Source organism: Candidatus Binataceae bacterium (genome assembly GCA_035294265.1).
Lineage (GTDB): Bacteria > Desulfobacterota > Binatia > Binatales > Binataceae > DATGLK01.
The window spans coordinates 73,503-90,182 of sequence record DATGLK010000102.1; the positions used below are offsets into that span (position 1 = coordinate 73,503).

The following is a 16,680-nucleotide window of genomic DNA, read 5'->3' on the forward strand; positions in this document are numbered from 1 at the left end:
CGCTTCAGCGATGACTTTTCGAATCACCCGCAGCGGTAAACAGTTGCACCGTGGCGACCAGGCTTTTTGCCTGCGCGCACTGCCGCTGGAGCCACGCGAATCTCGCCCCGACTTCAACGCCAAGTTACGCTGGCGTGCCGAATTCGCCCGCATGGCCGAGGCTCATGCCAACGCCCTCCTGCTGGCCGCCGCCGACGCCGAAGCGCTGCTGGACTTGGCGGCTACCGCCGGCCTGTGCGCCTTCATCACACTGCCGGTGTCATCCGCTGTGTTGGCCGGCCGTGCCGCGCGCGAAGCAGCACGGGTCCAACTGGCGGCGACCATACGCCCGTTGTGTGGCTATCCGGCGGTGGCCGGCTTCCTGCTCGACTTCGAAACCTTCGCCCATCCGGCAACGGTCAAGTGGGCGCGCGCTCGATTGCACCTTGGCCGCCTACTTGACGCGTTGCGGGCCGAGGCCAACGGCCGCTTGTTGGCCGTGCGTCACCACGCTCCCCATCTGGCTGGGACCTGGGCACTGCACAGTGCTCATGAAGACCTGTTGTGGACCCGGCTGCCCGCGCTGCCCTCGGCAGAGATCGCGCCGCTAGTGGCCACCGCGCACAATCTGGCACAAGCGCAACCCGTCATAATCGAGTTGGCCGGCAGCAGCTTCGATCAGCCGGTGCGAGTCGCCTCGGCCTTACGGGCAGGCGCGGCCGGAGTGGTGGCCGCACCCTATCAGCCCCAGACCGAGCGGGCGACTCTGCAGCCTCGATGCGTGCAAGCAGGAGTCGAGCTGCCATTTCTCGCCGCCGAGGAACTTCCTCCACTGGCCGATTCGCCCTTGGTGTCGGTGGTGGTTTGCGCCGCTAACGCCGGTACCACCTTGGCGGCCTGTTTGCGCTCCCTGCACGAGTTGGACTATCCGCGCGTCGAGCTGATCGTCGTCGATGACGGCTCCAGCGACGACACCGCGGCGATCGCGCGGCGTGACGGTGGGGTGCGACTACTGTGTCAATCACACCGTGGCTTGGCCGCGGCTCGCAACGCCGGGGTGCGCGCGGCGCGCGGCGAGATCGTCGCTTTCACCGACGCCGATTGCGTGGTCGATCGCAACTGGCTACGCCATCTGGTCGCCACCATGCTGGCCGACGGGCTGGCAGTGTGCGGCGGCCCCAATTATTCCCAACCTACCTCCGGGCCTGTGGCAGCCGCGATCGCGGTCGCCCCCGGCGCTCCTGCCCCCGTGCTGATAGGAGCGCGGCGAGCTGAACATCTGCCCGGATGTAACCTGGCCTTCCGCCGTCGCGAACTGCTGCAGCTGGGTGGCTTCGACCCCCAGTTTCGCGCGGCGGGCGACGACGTCGATATCTGCTGGCGGGCCCAGGCCAGCGGCCTGACGCTGGGCTATCAACCTGCCGCCGCGGTTTGGCATCAGCGCCGCACCACCGTGCGCGGTTATTTCGCGCAGCAACGCGGCTACGGCAAGGCCGAAGCGCTGCTGTATCGCAAATATCCGCACCGCTTTAATGGCGTGGGGCAGATTCGTTGGAGCGGTGCCATTTCGGGCTTGGAGCGGATGGGGCCAAGCCCCGTCTCCCAGCCTATCGACGCCCAAGCCGAAGCCGCTTATGAGGCACCGTCCTCGCTGCTGGGTTTCCTGCCCCAGACCCTGGAATGGAACCTATGTGCGCTGATCCTGCTGGGGCTGGGACCATGGTTTCATCCCGCTGTGATCGCGGCGTTGCCGATGCTGGTCGCCAGCGCAATCTGGGCCTGTCATTGGAGCCGTCACGCCCCCTTGGAACTTGCTTGGCGCAACTGGCGCGGGCGGCTGATAACCAGCTTGCTGGCCTACAGCGGACCGTTGCTGCGCGCCCTGAGCCGCACGCGTTATCGGCTAAATACCGCCGGCGCTCAGCGTGACGCGCTGGCCGCCTGCCTTCGCCAACGGCCCGAGCTGCATCCCCTCAAGCGCTGTATCCGACTGCAATATTGGAACGACGCTGGCATCGGGCGCGGCCAACTGTTGGCACGAAGCCTTGAGCTGCTCCAGCGCACCCAGCTGGGGGTGCGCAACGCGGGCACCTGGGATAATTGGGATGTTGAGCTGCGTCCCGGCTCCTTCATCCATCCGCGCATCATCACCGCCGACGAAGAATACGAAGGCGGCAGCCGGCGAAATCTTGTGTTGATTCGCCCCTACCCCACCCTGCTCAGCGCTGTCCTGATCGCGTTGGGGATGGGTGGCGCGCTAGCCTGCGCTATAGCGGGGCAGGCCTTCGCGGCGCGGCTCGTGTTCACATTTGAACTGGCCTTCGCCGGCTTTGTCCTGTGCGAAGCCTTTTGGGCCATGCGGCTTGCCTGCGCGGTGGTAGAGCGCAGCGCCGAGCAACTGGGCTTGACCCCACTGGGGCGCGCCTGGCGCGCCCCATCTCCGATGCCCAAGCCGCTGGCCAATCCCCGCCGGGTCCAGAGTTGAAACCGCTGTAGTCCTGTAAACGTCAAGCCGTTGAGCAAAGGCACAGGACTAAAAAGAAGGTTTGAACGGAACTTTTAGTTTTTGAGTAGCGAATAGATCGATTCCAATTCGCGCCGGATCTCGGCCAGCTGCGCGCGGTGGTCGCCACTGGGCACACCGGAGTGGTTGGGCACGGTAGTCACGCCAGCCTCGGCCTGACGCTTCTCCAACCCGGCACGCTTGCCATAGCCTAGCTCGCGCAAGCGCCGACGCGCACCGTCGATCGTGAACCGTTCTTCGTAGAGCAGACGCTTGATGAGGCTAAGGACCTCGATGTCCTTGACCGTATACAGGCGATGCTTGGAAGCCGTGTGATTGGGGCGCAGGAGGGGAAATTCGGTTTCCCAAAAGCGCAGGACATAAGGCTTGACTTCGAGCAGCCGGGCCGCTTCCCCAATTTTAAGCGGGTGATCGGCGGAGGGCGAGGCCAAGCCTCGCGCAGTTGATTTGGTATTGTTTCGCCGCGTCTTCTTTGTCGTCCGGCGGCCCGGACTATTCATGGCGAGCTTACCGTCCAAAAAAGCCCCTCCCGGGAACCCGCCGGGACCCGAAAGCTAACTGCCCCCGCCCAAGCCGCTCAGGCTTGAGGAGGCCGCGGCCCGGGCGCTCCCAACGGACGCCTATCCAGCCTACATGCTTACTGCCCGATTTCACAAGGCTTGCGCACGAGCCACCAGCGGCCAAAGGCGACGATCATTGGCGCAATTGCGCATTCAGCCGCTGGAGGGCCTGGCGCACCAAGCTTTCGTGGACGCGATTGACTTCGTCGTCGGTCAAAGTGCGCTCGGCTCGATAGCGCAGCGCCAAAGCCAGGCTCTTCTTGCCTGGAGCAATTCCCTCGCCGGCATAAACGTCAAACACTTCCACGCTCTCCAACCACGGTACGTCGAGCGCGCGAATGTTTTCGACCACTTCGCCGGCGTTGCGCTCTCGATCGACCACCAGCGCCAGATCGCGACGCACCGCAGGATAGCGTGGCGGCGCAGCGATTGGGCGCGGCCTTGAAAACAACCCAGCCAAACAGGAGAGATCCAACTCGAACAGTCCGCAGGGCAAGCGCAGATCCAGCCGAAAGGCGTGGGCGGGATGCAGTTCGCCCAGCACCCCTATTCTTTGATCGCGCAAGCATACCAGCGCGGCCTTGCCGGGATGGAGATAAGGTGCCTGGGCGGGCACTGCGGCCATGAAGCGCACGCCGGCAGTATATCCAAGCGCCTCCAACAAGCGTTCAACAATCCCCTTGGCGCTGGCAAAGTTGAAACCCAGGGCACGCTGCCCCAGCTCGGGCACGATAAAATCGCCGTATCCGATGCCGGCCAGGGCTAGCCGTTCGGCCGGTACCCCCGACTTCTCGGCGAAGACCTTGGCCAGCTCGAAGGCGTGGCAGGCCGACGCTTGACGATTTAGGTTGAAGCGCAGGACATTCAGCAATCCCGGCAGCAGGCTGAGGCGCAGCTCGCTTAATTCGGCTGACAGCGGGTTGGCGACCACTACCGGCAAGCCATCGTTAAAGCTATCGTCGGCGCCGGCGATCAAGCGGTTATCCTGGGGCGCTGCAAAAGCCAGTGAATGCACTTCGGTCAACCCACACCCCAGCATGATTTCCCGCGCCTTGGCACTTAAATCACGCATCGGGCTGCGCGCGGCGATCCGATTGGGCCGCGCCGGCAGGCGCTCGGGGATCTCCTCCAGACCGCTTAGACGAGCCACTTCCTCGGCGAGATCGGCGGCCTCACGCAAGTCGGAACGAAAGGAAGGGACGGTGACTGCCAAGCGATCCTTACCGGTACTGGAGGCCTTGGCCCCCAACAGCATCAGGCGCCGGCGTACCTCCGCACCTGGCAGCGCCACGCCCAGCAGCGCGGCCATCCGGCCTAGGTCCAACGTAAGCACGAGAGGCGTAAAAGGCTGCGGCTGAAGATCGCAAATCGGCGCGGCCACCTTACCACCGGCATGACGCGTCAATAATTCGGCCGCTCGTCTCAGCGCTGCTACCTGGCCGTCGCGATCGATACCGCGCTCGAAGCGATAGCTGGCCTCGCTGTGCAGCCCTAGCCGGCGCGCGGTACGCGCCACCGTGCTGGGCTCGAAGTAAGCGCTCTCGATCAGCAGGCTGGTGGTCTCGGGGCCGACTTCGGAACTTTGCCCGCCCATCACTCCGGCAACCGCCACGGGCCGCTGGCCATCGGCGATCACCAGGTCGGTGGGTGCCAACTGGCGCGCCACGCCGTCGAGAGTGACGAAGTCGCGATCGGTGTGTGCCTGACGCACCACGATTCGGCCCTCGGCCAGCTTGGCGAAGTCGAAGGCATGCAGCGGCTGGCCGAGCTCAAGCATCACATAGTTGGTGACATCAACCAGATTGTTGACTGCGCGCATTCCGCACAGCTCCAGGCGCCGACGCATCCAGGCCGGCGAGGGCCCCACGATAACTCCATCGATGCGCAAGCCGGCGTAGCGCGGACATTGCTGCGCCGACGCAATCTCGACCGAGGGCGGTGGCACGCCGGCGGGCGGCCGCGGCACGCGCCAGCGCGGCTGGCGTAAGGTCAAGCCGAAGAGTGCGCCGATTTCCCGCGCCAAACCCAGAATCGACAGGCAATCGCCGCGATTGGGCGTAATCGCCAAATCCAGCACGGTATCGTCTAGCCCCAGAAAATCCGCCAGATCGGTCCCCAGCGGCGCCTGCGCATCCAGCTCGACGATCCCGCTGTGATCTTCGGACAAGCCCAATTCGCGCCCCGAGCAGAGCATCCCCTCCGAACGCTCTCCGCGGATAACCGCCGCGCTCAGCGGGGGAGCGCTCTCCACTCCTCCCGCCTCCTTGCCCCCCAACCGGGCGCCCACCAAAGCCAGCGGCGCGACCATTCCCTGATGCACGTTGGGAGCACCGCAAACGACGCGGAACTGACCGTGGGCGCCAGCGTCAACCTCACACAGGTTGAGCCGGTCGGCATTAGGATGGCGGCGCACCTCGAGCACGCGGGCAATGGTGACGCCACGGAAGGGTGCGCGTAGATGCTCGATACTCTCGACCTCCAGCCCGGCCAAGCTCAGGCGATGGCAAAGCGTAGCCTCGTCGGCCTCCAACGCCAGATATTCCTTTAACCAGCTAAGCGGCAGTTTCATCTATTCGGGTTCCTGGCCTGGTGGTGTAGCGCGTGGCGTCCCTGCTGAGCGGGTAGCGCCATTAAAATTGCTCGAGAAAGCGCAGGTCGTTGTCCAGAAACAATCGCATGTCGTCCACCCCCAACGTCAGCATCGCAGTCCGTTCGATTCCTACCCCGAAGGCAAAACCCTGATATTGCTCGGGATCGTAACCGACCGCGCGCAGAACGTGGGGATGAATCATGCCCGAGCCGAGGATCTCGACCCATCCCGCCTGTTTGCATACCCGGCAACCAGACCCGCCACACAACAGACAACCGATATCGACCTCGGCACTGGGTTCGGTGAAAGGAAAGAAGCTGGCGCGAAAGCGCACCTTGGTGTCGGCGCCGAACAGCCCGCGCAAAAATTCGCTCAACACACCCTTCAAATCCGCCATCGTGATGATGCCCGCGCGATCGACCATGAAGCCCTCAATTTGCCCAAACATTGGGGCCGCGCGCACACTCAATTCATCGCGCCGGTAGCAATTGCCCGGGCAGATCACGGCCAGCGGCGGGCGGCGCTTTTGCATGACGTGAATCTGCCCATTGGAAGTATGGGTCCGCAGGAGCAGCCCGCCGGACACAAAAAAGGTGTCCTGCATCTCGCGCGCGGGATGGTCGGGAGGAAAGTTGAGCGCCGAAAAATTATGGAAGTCGTCGTCGATATCCTGGGTCTCGATCACCTCGAAGCCCATTGCTTCGAACAATCCGACCATCCGGTTGGCGACCTGAGTCAGCGGATGCAATCGGCCGCGTCGCAGGCGCAATCCCGGCAGGGTCACGTCTACCCGTTCGGCTGCCAGTGCCTGCTCCATCTCACGCCGGCGCAGCTCGGCTTGCAACTGCTCGATACGCTCCTCCAGCTCGCGTTTGATCTGATTGACGAGCTGACCGACCAGCGGCCGCTGCTCGGCCGGCAGGTCGCGCATCCCCCGCATCACCTGGGTCAGTTCTCCGGTTCGGCCCAGCACCCTCACCCGCACCGCTTCAATTTGGGCCCCGTGCGCATCTTCGGCCAACTCGGCCAGTGCGCGAGCTCGGATTGCTTCCAATTGTTCTTTCATGAGTTCTCGCTGAGCAGAAAGCTAAGCCGCCAGTTTGCACTAGGGAGGCCGGAAGGTAACGCCGCCGACAACAAAAAGACCATGTGGAGAGCGGCCACATGGTCTTTGGCAGCGGGAGGTGACGCTCGCGTTTAAGCCGCCTCCGCCCCCAACGCGCTTTTGGCGGTATTGACCAATTCGGCGAACAGCCCGTCGCGCTCCATTGCCAACGCGGCCAACTGCTTGCGGTCGATGGCAACGTTGGCTTTATTCAAGCCATCGATCAGGCGGCTGTAGCTGAGCCCGTACTCGCGCGCCAAGGCGTTAATCCGGGTCACCCACAAGGCGCGGAATTCCCGTTTCTTGTGCTTGCGATCGCGATAGGCGTACGTCAGCCCTTTCTCCAGGGTGTTGCGCGCCTGACGATAAAGTTTTCGGCCGCCTACATAACCCGAAGCAAGCTTGAGCTGGCGCTTATGTCGGCGATGAGATTTGGGGCCACCTTTGGTACGAGGCATCGAAACAACTTCCTTGGTTTACGAATTACCGTAGGGCACCAACTGGCGGGCCCGTTTGGTATCGGCCTGACTCAAAATTCCCGGCTGCCGCAAATGGCGCTTGCGGCTGCGATTCTTGGAACTGTTAAGATGGCGCAAATAAGCCTTCTTATGCTTGACCTTACCGGTCTTGGTCATGCGGAAGCGCTTGGCCGCGCTACGATTGGTTTTAAGCTTGGGCATCCTTCGCCTCTCAGCGGGGCGTGAGCAGCACCGACATGTTCCGACCTTCCATCCGCGCGCTCCCCTCGGGTTGCGCTATATCTTGCACCAAGCCAAGGATCTGCGCCAGTATCGCCTGCCCCAGTTCGGGATGAGTGATTTCACGGCCCCGGAAAAAAATCGATACCTTAACACGCTGCCCCTCTTCGACAAAGCGGCGCACATGCTTGACCTTGAATTCCAGGTCATGCTTGTCCGTGCGCGCCCCCATCTTCACCTCCTTGACCGCGGAGGCCGAGGCATGGCGGCGGCTATCGTGCGCCTTTTTCTTTTGAGTGTAGCGATACTTGTCGAAGTCCATCACGCGGCATACCGGCGGTTGCGCCGTGGCCGCGACCTCGACCAGATCCAAACCTCGACTCTGCGCCAGGGCCAACGCGTCGTGCGCGCTCATCACGCCTGCCTGGCGTCCGTCGGAGTCGATTACCCGCACCTCGGGGCTACGGATGTATTCATTGACGCGGGTCACAGGTTCGCGATTGGGGGGAAGTCTAAAATTTCTAGGGATAGGACACCTCCTGCTGCTGGCAAGCCAGCGTTGAATGATCGATGAATTGTATAAAATCGACGCTGGATTCAAGCGGGCGCGCAGTACGCTGGGACCGTGGCATAAGATCGCTTCAGGTTGGGAAGGGCTCTGCTTTAAGCAGTTCAAGCAAGCTATCCACGCTCATAGCTTCATTCTTCTCGCCCCGCAAACGGCGCAGGGAGACCGTGCGGGATTCCGCTTCTCGTTCTCCCACCACGACCATGAAAGGAATTTTGGCCAACTCGGCGGCGCGAATCTTGAATCCCAGTTTTTCATTGCGCAAATCGCAATGGGCACGCCAGCCGCCATGCTCGATCAGCAGGCCCAACTCCTTGGCGTAGGCCTCCACCTTCTCACTCAGCGGCAGAACCCGCACCTGCTCGGGGGCCAACCAAAAGGGTAGTAAACCACCGGTATGCTCCAAAAGTAGGCCGATAAAGCGTTCCAGGGTGCCCAAAATTGCCCGATGAATCATCACGGGCCGCGTTTCCACCCCACTACTGGTGGTATACTTCAAGTCGAAACGCTGCGGCATGTTAAAATCCAGTTGAATCGTCGCTAATTGCCATTTGCGCCGCAACGCATCGGGCACGTAAATTTCGATTTTCGGGCCATAGAAGGCCCCCTCGCCCGGATTGATTTCGTAACTGAAGCCGTTGCGCCCCATCGCCTGCGCCAAGGTCGCCTCGGTGCGCTGCCAGGAGGCCTCGTCACCCAGATGTTGCACCGGCATTGTGGCCAGCTTAAGTTCGATGCGCTCGAAGCCCAGGGCCGAGTAAATCTCGTTGAGCATCCGCAAATTGAGGTCGATTTCTTCGCCGATCTGCTCGTCGGTGCAGAAAATGTGCGCATCATCCTGCGCCATCGCACGCACCCGGGTCAGGCCGTGCAAAGTACCCGAGCGCTCGGCGCGATGGAGCCGGCCGAAATCCGCCAGGCGCAGGGGTAAGTCGCGATAAGAGCGCTTCTCCGCTGCGAAGATCACGGCATGGCTGGGACAGTTCATCGGTTTAACCGCATAATCCAGCTCCCCGCCGGGATTTTCGCCGTCGGTGGTAAGAAACATGTTATCGCGAAACATCTCCCAATGACCGGAAGTCTGCCAGAGCTGATTTTTAAAGATCTGCGGGGTAATGACCTCCTGGAAACCGTAGCGGCGGTACAAACGGCGCACGTAAGCGACAAGCTCGTTGTAAATTATCGCTCCCTTGGGTAAGAAAAACGGACTGCCCGGAGCAATCGGATCGAACATGAAGAGGCCCATCTCGCGGCCCAGCTTGCGATGGTCAAGGGCGCGCGCCAATTCCAGTAGGCGCAGATGTTCCTCCAGCGCCTCCTTGTCGGCGAACGCGGTGCCGTAGATCCGCGACAGCATCGCGTTATGTTCGTCGCCGCGCCAGTATGCTCCCGCCACGCTGGTTAGTTTGAAGGCCTTCAAATAGCGGGTGGAGGGCACGTGCGGCCCGCGACACAGATCCATCCATTCGCCCTGGCGATAAATCGACACTCGTTCCTGCTCGATTCCGGCCAGGATCTCGACCTTGTAATGCTCACCGGCGGCTTTGAACCACTCAACCGCTTCGGCCTTGGACACTTCTTGCCGCTCCACCCGCAGATCCGCTTTGGCCAGCTCCCGCATCCGGGCCTCGATCTTGGGCAAATCCTCCACTGTAAAGGGGGTGGGAGTGGCGAAGTCGTAATAAAAGCCGTCTTCGATCGTGGGTCCGATGGTGACCTGGGTTCCAGGGTAAAGGCTTTGGACCGCCTGGGCCATCAAGTGCGCGCTGGAATGGCGCAGAATCTCCAGCCCCTGCGGACTGCGCTCGTCTACCGGCTCAACCACCGCATCGCTGGTCACCGGCCGCCATAGATCGACCGCGACCCCGTTGACCAGGGCCGCGATGGCACGCACACCGTCAGGCTGCAAGCGCAAAATCTCCGCCGCCGGAGTACCCGCGACCACCTCGTGGACAGCACCCTGCACTGTTACGCGAATAGTCTGGTTCATGAACGAACGGAATAAAAGGAGGGCCGCCTGGGGCGCGGGTGGGAACCCGCCGCGAGATAAATCATCGCAACAACAAAACTGGTAGGCACGGGCGGGATTGAACCGCCGACCCCTTCCGTGTCAGGGAAGTGCTCTCCCGCTGAGCTACGTGCCTGAAAATGAGCATCAGGATTGGACCCAAGTTTCATCGCTAACAGAATTCCTCGTAGCTATCAACACGCCCACCTGCCTGTGGCGCTAGAGACTCGATAGGCCAGCCTCTTCTGCTCTGCTAAGTTTTAACCTCTCCCGCTGGTTTCGGGGCACTTATGTTTGACCGTGAACGGTTGATTCAGCTCTTTCTTATCGGCTCGCTGGCCCTGATGGCCTACCAAGTCTACCTTATCTTGCGGCCATTTCTGGTCCCCATCGTCTGGGCCATGCTGTTGGCCTTCATCTTTCATCCCCTGATGGTTCAAGCCCGCCGCCTCCTGCGCCATCGAACCCTGGCCGCCTTGGCGATCAGCATCCTGGTCGCGCTGGTGGCGATCTTGCCGGCGCTATGGCTATTCACCGTGCTCGCCGCCGAGGTCAGCAGCCTCGCAGCGCGCGCGCAACAACTGATGGCGCCCGGCGGAGTGGCAAGAGTCACCCAGTGGATTGGCCGCTCACGCCTGGGAATGGAGGCGCAGCGCCTGCTGGTTCGGGCCGGTATCCAACCCGAGCGCGACCTGCCCTATTACGCCCTTGAGATAAGTCGGTATGCCAGCCAGACCCTGGTCGAATACATCAGCGGTATCTTCAAAAACCTGCTCGCATTCGGGCTGGATTTCGCCCTGACGCTACTCATTCTGTTTTACATGTTGCGCGACGGCGAAGGCTATTACCAAACGTGCCGCAACTTCACTCCCTTACACGAGGAGGATAAGCGCGCGGTCTTCGATACCCTGCGCGTCACCTTGTCGGCGGTGATGCGCGGGTTGATGCTGACCGCACTGCTGCAAGGCGTGGTGGTCGGCCTAGGCTTATTGTTGACCGGCGTCCCATATTGGGTGGCGTTATCGATGCTGACCGCGGTAGTAGGACTGCTTCCCTTTGGCGGCACCGCCCTGGTATGGCTGCCGGCCGGGCTTTACCTGCTCCAGACCCGCGGCTGGGGACATGCCAGCTTTTTGGTGATCTGGAGTTTGGCGGCGGTCACCATCATCGACAACGTGCTCAAACCCGCACTGACCGGACGGGGCACCGGATTGCCCACCCTAGCCCTGTTTTTGGGCATCGCGGGTGGATTGGAAACCTACGGCCTGCCCGGCATTTTCGCCGGCCCCGCGGTGATCGCCGTGATGGCTTCGCTGATGCGCGCCTACAACAAGAGCTATCAGAGCCAGGCCAGCGAAGCCGCCTGACGCCCGGCTCGCCCGCTCAGGTCAGGTCGTCGATCCAATGCAACGCCGCGACCACTGAGCTAAAAGTGGTGGTGGCACCGAAGGTCACCAGCACGGCCTGGCGCAGCGCGGCCGCTGATACTCCCTCTTTGAGCAAGCGCTGAGCATGGGTTTTAAAGCTGCCTTCGGCCCCGCTGGTCGCGAACGCGCCCAGCGCGATTAACTCGCAGGTATGGCCATCCAAGGGCCCGGCTTCAACCACCGCCTTGCGCAGCGACTGAAAGGCGGCTGAGGCGCCGGGGCTGAACTGGGCCAGATACTCAACCGGGGTAAGTTTTTTGCCTTCGGCCATTGGTTTTACTCCTTCAGGCTGGTTTCACAATCGGAAAGCCGTCGATCTCCACACCCAGGCCGCGCTCGCGAGCCCGCCGGTAAACCATCGCCGCCAGCGCGATATCCTGGACCCCGGTGCCAACTGACTTGAACAGCGTAATCTGCTCTGGGCTAGTGCGGCACGGGGCCTTGCCCACTACCAGTTCAGATAACTCATGGACCTGATCTGGGGAAATCGTATCTTTGGCCGCGACCGCGTCTCCGGCCTCGCCGAAGACGCCTTCGCGCGTATCGACCACTATGATCTCGCTGCGCTTGAAGGTAGCTGGATCGATCTCGCGCTGATCGCGACGGGCGGTACCAACCGAATTGACGTGCATCCCGGGCCGCAGCCATTCGCCCAGCAGCACGGTTTGGGTTGACTTGACCGCCGCTAGCACCAGGTCGCAGCCCTCGACCGCGGCGCGTGCACTGTCAACCGCGCGAATATCCATCCGTACTCCGAAATCCGCCGCCAGCCGTTGGCGATTGGCCGCGGTGGGACTGAACACGCGCGCCCGTTTGACGATCCCCAAGGCCTCCATCGCTTCCAACTGCGCCCGCGCCTCTACTCCCGACCCCAATAGCGCCACCACCTGGGGACCGGACCGAGCCAGCCGGCGCGTCGCCACCGCGCTGGTGGCGCCGGTGCGCAGGGTGGTCAGATGCTGGGCATCCATAATTGCCAGCAACTCGCCGCTGGCCGAATTGTAAAGATGGACCTGATAGCGCACCCCGACCCCGGGTGCCATGTTCATCGCCTTGAAACCGCTCCAGCCCGAGCGCTCCAAGGCCACCGGGCCCACTCGCAGCCAGCCCTTGCCAGCCTTCATGTTGATGCGCGCGGGGAGGGTAACCGCTCCTTCGCCCTCTTCGCGAAAAGCTTCTTCCATGGCCTCGATCGCGTCGGCCATGGAGACGCTGGCACAGACATCTTCGTGCTTGAGCAACAGCATTGTCTCGGCTCCGCCTTGCAGGATTATCCGCCGGGCGCGCCGTAGCGCCCGCGCCGGTGACGGCGCGGCCGATGCTAGCAGAAAGGAACAGGGGCTAGGTAGCCACCCGCCGCGGTCGGAGGGCTACTCAGCCCCACGACACCTAAGGGTTTGTCGGGTATGGCTCTCGCCGAACGGCGATCAGGCACCCCATCCCAAAATAATAGCGCAAGAAGCTCCGCTCGAATCCGAATACCTTGGTCATCAGGCTGGCCGCAGGCGATTGCTGCCTTTAGCGATCGCCTCCTCGATTACCAATACGCTGTCAATCGGGCTTCGCTCGGTGTTCACGAGCACATGGTGGGACGACAGCTCGGGGCCAAGGGGAGCCAATTCCTCTTTCTGACGCAGGTAAGTTTCGAATGTGGCGTCCGAGATTGCATCGGGTTGTTGAGCGCGTATCGCCAGGCGCCGACCGATTTCGCTTTCCGATGCGGTGCATTCCGCCATCACGAAAGGCACGCGGGCCGTACGCGCCAGTTCGACCACGCGCACGCGCGCGCCTTCATCCAGGAAGCTTGCGTCCAAAACCGCGCTGCGCCCTGCTTCCAGTTCCTGGCGCGCCGCCGAAAGCAGCGCGTCGTAGGTCTTGCGGGTTTGCTGGGGCGTATAAATCCCCTCGCGATAACCGACCGCGCGCGTGGCGCGTGGAGCTGCAAATAACTGCTTGCGAAAAACATCGGAATTGTAATGAGCGCAGCCCAGGCGGTTAGCGAGAAGTTTCGCCACCGTCGATTTGCCACTTCCAGACAGTCCGTACACCACGATCAAAGCGGGTCCGCACAGCCTGGCGTAACCCACAGCCGCTTGAAAATGTTTGGCTGCAACCTTTTTGGCCCGTTCACTCTCGGGGTCCGCGATCCCTGGCTGGCGGCTTTTGAGGCTGGCTACCTTGCCCCGCACCGTTGCCCGGTAGCATTTGTAGAAATTGAGCAGCTCGGCCAACTGCCCGTCGCCGCTGGCGTGAAGATAAGCCTCAAAAAGCGCGTGGGCTTGGCCCGCCGCACCCAGCCGCTCCATATCCATCAGCAGGAAGGCCAGGTCCGAGGCGACATCGGCGTAGCGCAAGGCCTCGTTGAACTCCACGCAATCGATAATCGCCGGTTGTTCGCCGGGGGCTAGGTAAAGATGCTCGCAGCGCAGGTCTCCATGTCCCTCACATACCCGGCCGGTACGCGCACGAAGATCGAAGGTATCGTGATGGCGTTCGAGGAATTGGCGATTGCGCTGGGTTAGCTCATCAAATTCGGCCGGGGAGACCGTCTGGTTAACGAAGCCGGCGCACTCCGCCAGGTTTCCCATGATCCCGCGTTCAATGGCCGCCGCGCCGCCGTATCGAACAGCCTGCTCCCGTGCCGCTTGGCGGTGGAATCCGGCGATTACCTCGGCGATTTGGCCCAGCTTAGCCGCATTCACTTCCCCTCGGCGCAGCAGCGACTCCAAGCTATTATCCTCGGACAATCGACGCATCCAGACCGCGTATTCAACCGCGTCCACCACCGGGCTGTCACAGGCGGGAGCGATAGCGAAACCGTCGCCCCGCATCATAATCGGGACAACGCCGAGGTAAATCCCCGCGGCCAAGCGCCGGTTAAGGCGGACTTCCTCGCAGCACATCGCGAAACGGCGTTCCAGGGTTGAGTAATCGACAAAATCGAACTTGATCGGCTTCTTAATTTTGAACACCGAGTCGCCGGCAATGAAAACCCACGATATGTGAGTCTCTCGCCGCTCGACCTGCTCGGGCCGAGAGGAATAGAACTCCGTCCGCGCCATCGCCTCCAGCAGACGCTCGAGAAGCGCTTTGCCGCTATTCGTCATGACCACCCAAATTATAGCGCAGCCCCGAAACTCCCGGATACCGCTCAAGAGTGGCGGCTTGCGCGCGTGCGTGCCCGATGGTTATGGTGCGCCTGGACTTGTCCACGCTCGGCAGGTGACAATCCAGGGAGGATGTTATGGGTCAGTGGATTGACATTCCGGTTGCTGATGGACGCTCGGGTTTTCGCGGCTACCTCGCCACCCCTTCCAAGGGCAAAGGACCGGGCGCGGTGATCGTCCAGGAAGTCTTCGGGGTCAACCAGCACATCCGTGAGGTTGCCGACAAATACGCCGAGGAGGGCTTCGTGGCCCTGGCTCCCGACATTTTCTGGCGCGTAAACAGCGCCGCACTAGGCGAAATTGACGCTTTCTGGGCGCCGGCGGTGCCGCCACCGGTGGAGTTGGGATTCGAAGCGGCCGATTTGGCCAAAGGGCGAGCGTTTGTGGAAAAAATGGATCTGGACCTGACCATCAAGGATATCGGCGATGCCGCCGCGGTGCTGCGTGCGCGACCCGAATCCACCGGCAAAGTAGGCGTGGTCGGGTTTTGCCTGGGTGGGAGGCTGGCGTTTCTGGCCGCCGCACGCAACCATCCCGACGCCGTCGCGGCCTACTACGGCAACATCAAGGACAACCTCGACGAAGCCGGCGCGATCCAATGCCCGATCGTCATCCATTTCGGCGCGGACGATCCAATGTCCCCGCCCGCGATGTGCGAGGCGGTACGCGCTGCGCTGGCCAACCATCGCGAGGCCGAGGTCTACGTCTATCCCGGCGCCGGTCACGCCTTCAACAACTGGGCCCGCGCCACCCATTACCATCCAGCCGCCGCCGCGCTGGCCCACTCCCGCACGTTGGCGACACTGCGCAAGGGTTTGGGTACGCGCTGAAGCGAGCGTTCCGCTCGGCCATAGCTTGCGGCTCGCAGCCGGTCGCCCCACCCTGGTTATGGCCGCGCGGGAAGCCAATAATAGTCTTCCTGTGAGCAGCAGCTGGGCCGAATCACTCGGCGCTCGCACACGCCGTCTGGTTGCTGTAATGAGTAGGTACCGCATAATAACCCTACTTGTGGGAATGCTGCTGGCCGCGGTCGGCTCCGCCAGCGCTCAGAGCAACGGCACTGCCACCGGTTTATATTCAAGCGCTCTTCCCAAAGCCGGGGAGCGAATTTTCATCGAACCCTTGGTAGTCAAGGACGCAGATATCGACAACCAAATCACTTTGGTACCGCAATTTGGCGGGGCCTATCACGACAGCCATATCTTTCAGGACCCTTTTACCATCGAAAAGCGTCTGACGGAGCGTTTCAGCCTACAGATCGGAACCCAGTATACCGCGCTGTTCGCGCCCAACTTGCAAACGTCAAATTTCCAGTTCTTCTCGCTCCAGGGTAAATACATGCTGTTTCTCAACGCGCCCCACGAGATCATGGCTAGTTTAATCGTCAAAGCCCTAGCGCCAAGCCAACTCGGCAAGATCGGCCAAGATAATCCGCTTACGATTTATTCCTATTTGGTTTTCAACAAAGGGCTGGGTGACCTACCCTGGCGCCTAATCCGGCCTTTCGCGCTGCAAAGCGACATCGCCTGGATCCAGCCTGTTGGCGCAGGCCAAGAGCCGCTGGCTGACTACTATGGGTTGGCGGATTTCGACCAGACCTTTCGCTTCGACTTGTGTCTGGAATATAGCCTTCTCTATCTCAACGACATTGTCGGAATCCGCGTGCCCAACTACCTGGCACAGCTTACCCCGGCTATCGAGGCGCGCGGGCTGACCAATTTAAGCAATAACGGGTACTATGGACGAAGTGCAGGTTATCTAAGTTATGAATTGAATTATCAATCCTCTTGGTATCAAGTCAGTGCCGCCTATCAGCAATCGTTTGGGGCCGACGCCCCCTTTCGGGGTTGGAACATTTTCCTTTATTACACCTACTTCTACGACGACCTTCTGAGTCGTCTTGGACTCGCGCCCACCCCCTGGTGATATCTATTCGCGCCGCGGGGCTAAAAGGACTACACGGCATCTTCAGGAAGTTATCCGGAAAGTTTCTACTACCCTCCTCCAGCTAAGCCACCGCCCCCGCTTAGCGCATGGTACGGACGTCCACCACC

14 protein-coding genes and 1 tRNA gene are annotated in these 16,680 nt (G+C 61.7%); 4 read left to right on the forward strand and 11 right to left on the reverse strand.

The features are described from left to right. The first annotated feature begins 10 nt into the window (after positions 1–10). Positions 11–2,464, forward strand: a complete 2,454-nt coding sequence (locus tag VKV28_15970; GenBank protein HLH78301.1) for a glycosyltransferase — start codon at positions 11–13, stop codon at positions 2,462–2,464. 74 nt (positions 2,465–2,538) lie between these two features. Here the strand turns inward: VKV28_15970 and VKV28_15975 are convergent, their stop codons facing one another. The 8 genes from VKV28_15975 to VKV28_16010 all read right to left on the reverse strand — a co-directional run bounded on the left by VKV28_15975 (position 2,539) and on the right by VKV28_16010 (position 10,168). Then, positions 2,539–2,934 carry a MerR family transcriptional regulator gene (locus VKV28_15975; GenBank protein HLH78302.1) on the reverse strand — a complete coding sequence of 132 codons (396 nt, stop codon included), beginning with the start codon at positions 2,932–2,934 and terminating at the stop codon, positions 2,539–2,541. A 262-nt stretch (positions 2,935–3,196) separates the two neighbouring features. Beyond that, a complete protein-coding gene (gene pheT / locus VKV28_15980) occupies positions 3,197–5,632 on the reverse strand; it encodes a phenylalanine--tRNA ligase subunit beta (protein ID HLH78303.1) in 2,436 nt (811 codons plus the stop codon). 61 nt (positions 5,633–5,693) lie between these two features. After that, a complete protein-coding gene (gene pheS, locus VKV28_15985) occupies positions 5,694–6,719 on the reverse strand; it encodes a phenylalanine--tRNA ligase subunit alpha (GenBank protein ID HLH78304.1) in 1,026 nt (341 codons plus the stop codon). 131 nt (positions 6,720–6,850) lie between these two features. Beyond that, positions 6,851–7,216 (reverse strand): 50S ribosomal protein L20, encoded by a 366-nt coding sequence (gene rplT, locus VKV28_15990; protein HLH78305.1) that lies wholly within the window; start codon positions 7,214–7,216, stop codon positions 6,851–6,853. Positions 7,217–7,234: 18 nt separating this feature from the next. Further along, entirely contained in the window at positions 7,235–7,438 is a 204-nt protein-coding gene (rpmI, locus tag VKV28_15995) for a 50S ribosomal protein L35 (protein HLH78306.1), read from the reverse strand. A gap of 10 nt (positions 7,439–7,448) precedes the next feature. After that, the gene (infC, locus tag VKV28_16000; GenBank protein ID HLH78307.1) at positions 7,449–7,946 is read right to left on the reverse strand and encodes a translation initiation factor IF-3; all 498 of its coding nucleotides are present in this window, start codon (positions 7,944–7,946) and stop codon (positions 7,449–7,451) included. Between the two features lie 151 nt (positions 7,947–8,097). Continuing rightward, on the reverse strand, positions 8,098–10,014 hold the full coding sequence (gene thrS, locus VKV28_16005; GenBank protein ID HLH78308.1) for a threonine--tRNA ligase: 1,917 nt from the start codon (positions 10,012–10,014) through the stop codon (positions 8,098–8,100). A 79-nt stretch (positions 10,015–10,093) separates the two neighbouring features. Continuing rightward, positions 10,094–10,168: transfer RNA gene (locus tag VKV28_16010), tRNA-Val, on the reverse strand. A 154-nt stretch (positions 10,169–10,322) separates the two neighbouring features. Here VKV28_16010 and VKV28_16015 point away from each other — a divergent pair. Beyond that, a complete protein-coding gene (locus VKV28_16015) occupies positions 10,323–11,399 on the forward strand; it encodes an AI-2E family transporter (protein HLH78309.1) in 1,077 nt (358 codons plus the stop codon). Positions 11,400–11,415: 16 nt separating this feature from the next. Here the strand turns inward: VKV28_16015 and VKV28_16020 are convergent, their stop codons facing one another. From VKV28_16020 to VKV28_16030, 3 genes are all read right to left on the reverse strand, one after another. Next, positions 11,416–11,730, reverse strand: coding sequence for a carboxymuconolactone decarboxylase family protein (locus VKV28_16020; protein ID HLH78310.1), 315 nt, complete (start codon positions 11,728–11,730; stop codon positions 11,416–11,418). A 13-nt stretch (positions 11,731–11,743) separates the two neighbouring features. Next, positions 11,744–12,706 (reverse strand): ornithine cyclodeaminase family protein, encoded by a 963-nt coding sequence (locus tag VKV28_16025; protein HLH78311.1) that lies wholly within the window; start codon positions 12,704–12,706, stop codon positions 11,744–11,746. 243 nt (positions 12,707–12,949) lie between these two features. Beyond that, positions 12,950–14,566 carry an AAA family ATPase gene (locus VKV28_16030; GenBank protein ID HLH78312.1) on the reverse strand — a complete coding sequence of 539 codons (1,617 nt, stop codon included), beginning with the start codon at positions 14,564–14,566 and terminating at the stop codon, positions 12,950–12,952. Positions 14,567–14,703: 137 nt separating this feature from the next. Here VKV28_16030 and VKV28_16035 point away from each other — a divergent pair, with 137 nt between their 5' ends. Together VKV28_16035 and VKV28_16040 are read left to right on the forward strand one after the other, a co-directional pair. Continuing rightward, entirely contained in the window at positions 14,704–15,456 is a 753-nt protein-coding gene (locus VKV28_16035) for a dienelactone hydrolase family protein (protein HLH78313.1), read from the forward strand. 148 nt (positions 15,457–15,604) lie between these two features. Further along, the gene (locus VKV28_16040; protein ID HLH78314.1) at positions 15,605–16,552 is read left to right on the forward strand and encodes a hypothetical protein; all 948 of its coding nucleotides are present in this window, start codon (positions 15,605–15,607) and stop codon (positions 16,550–16,552) included. Positions 16,553–16,680 lie beyond the last annotated feature (128 nt).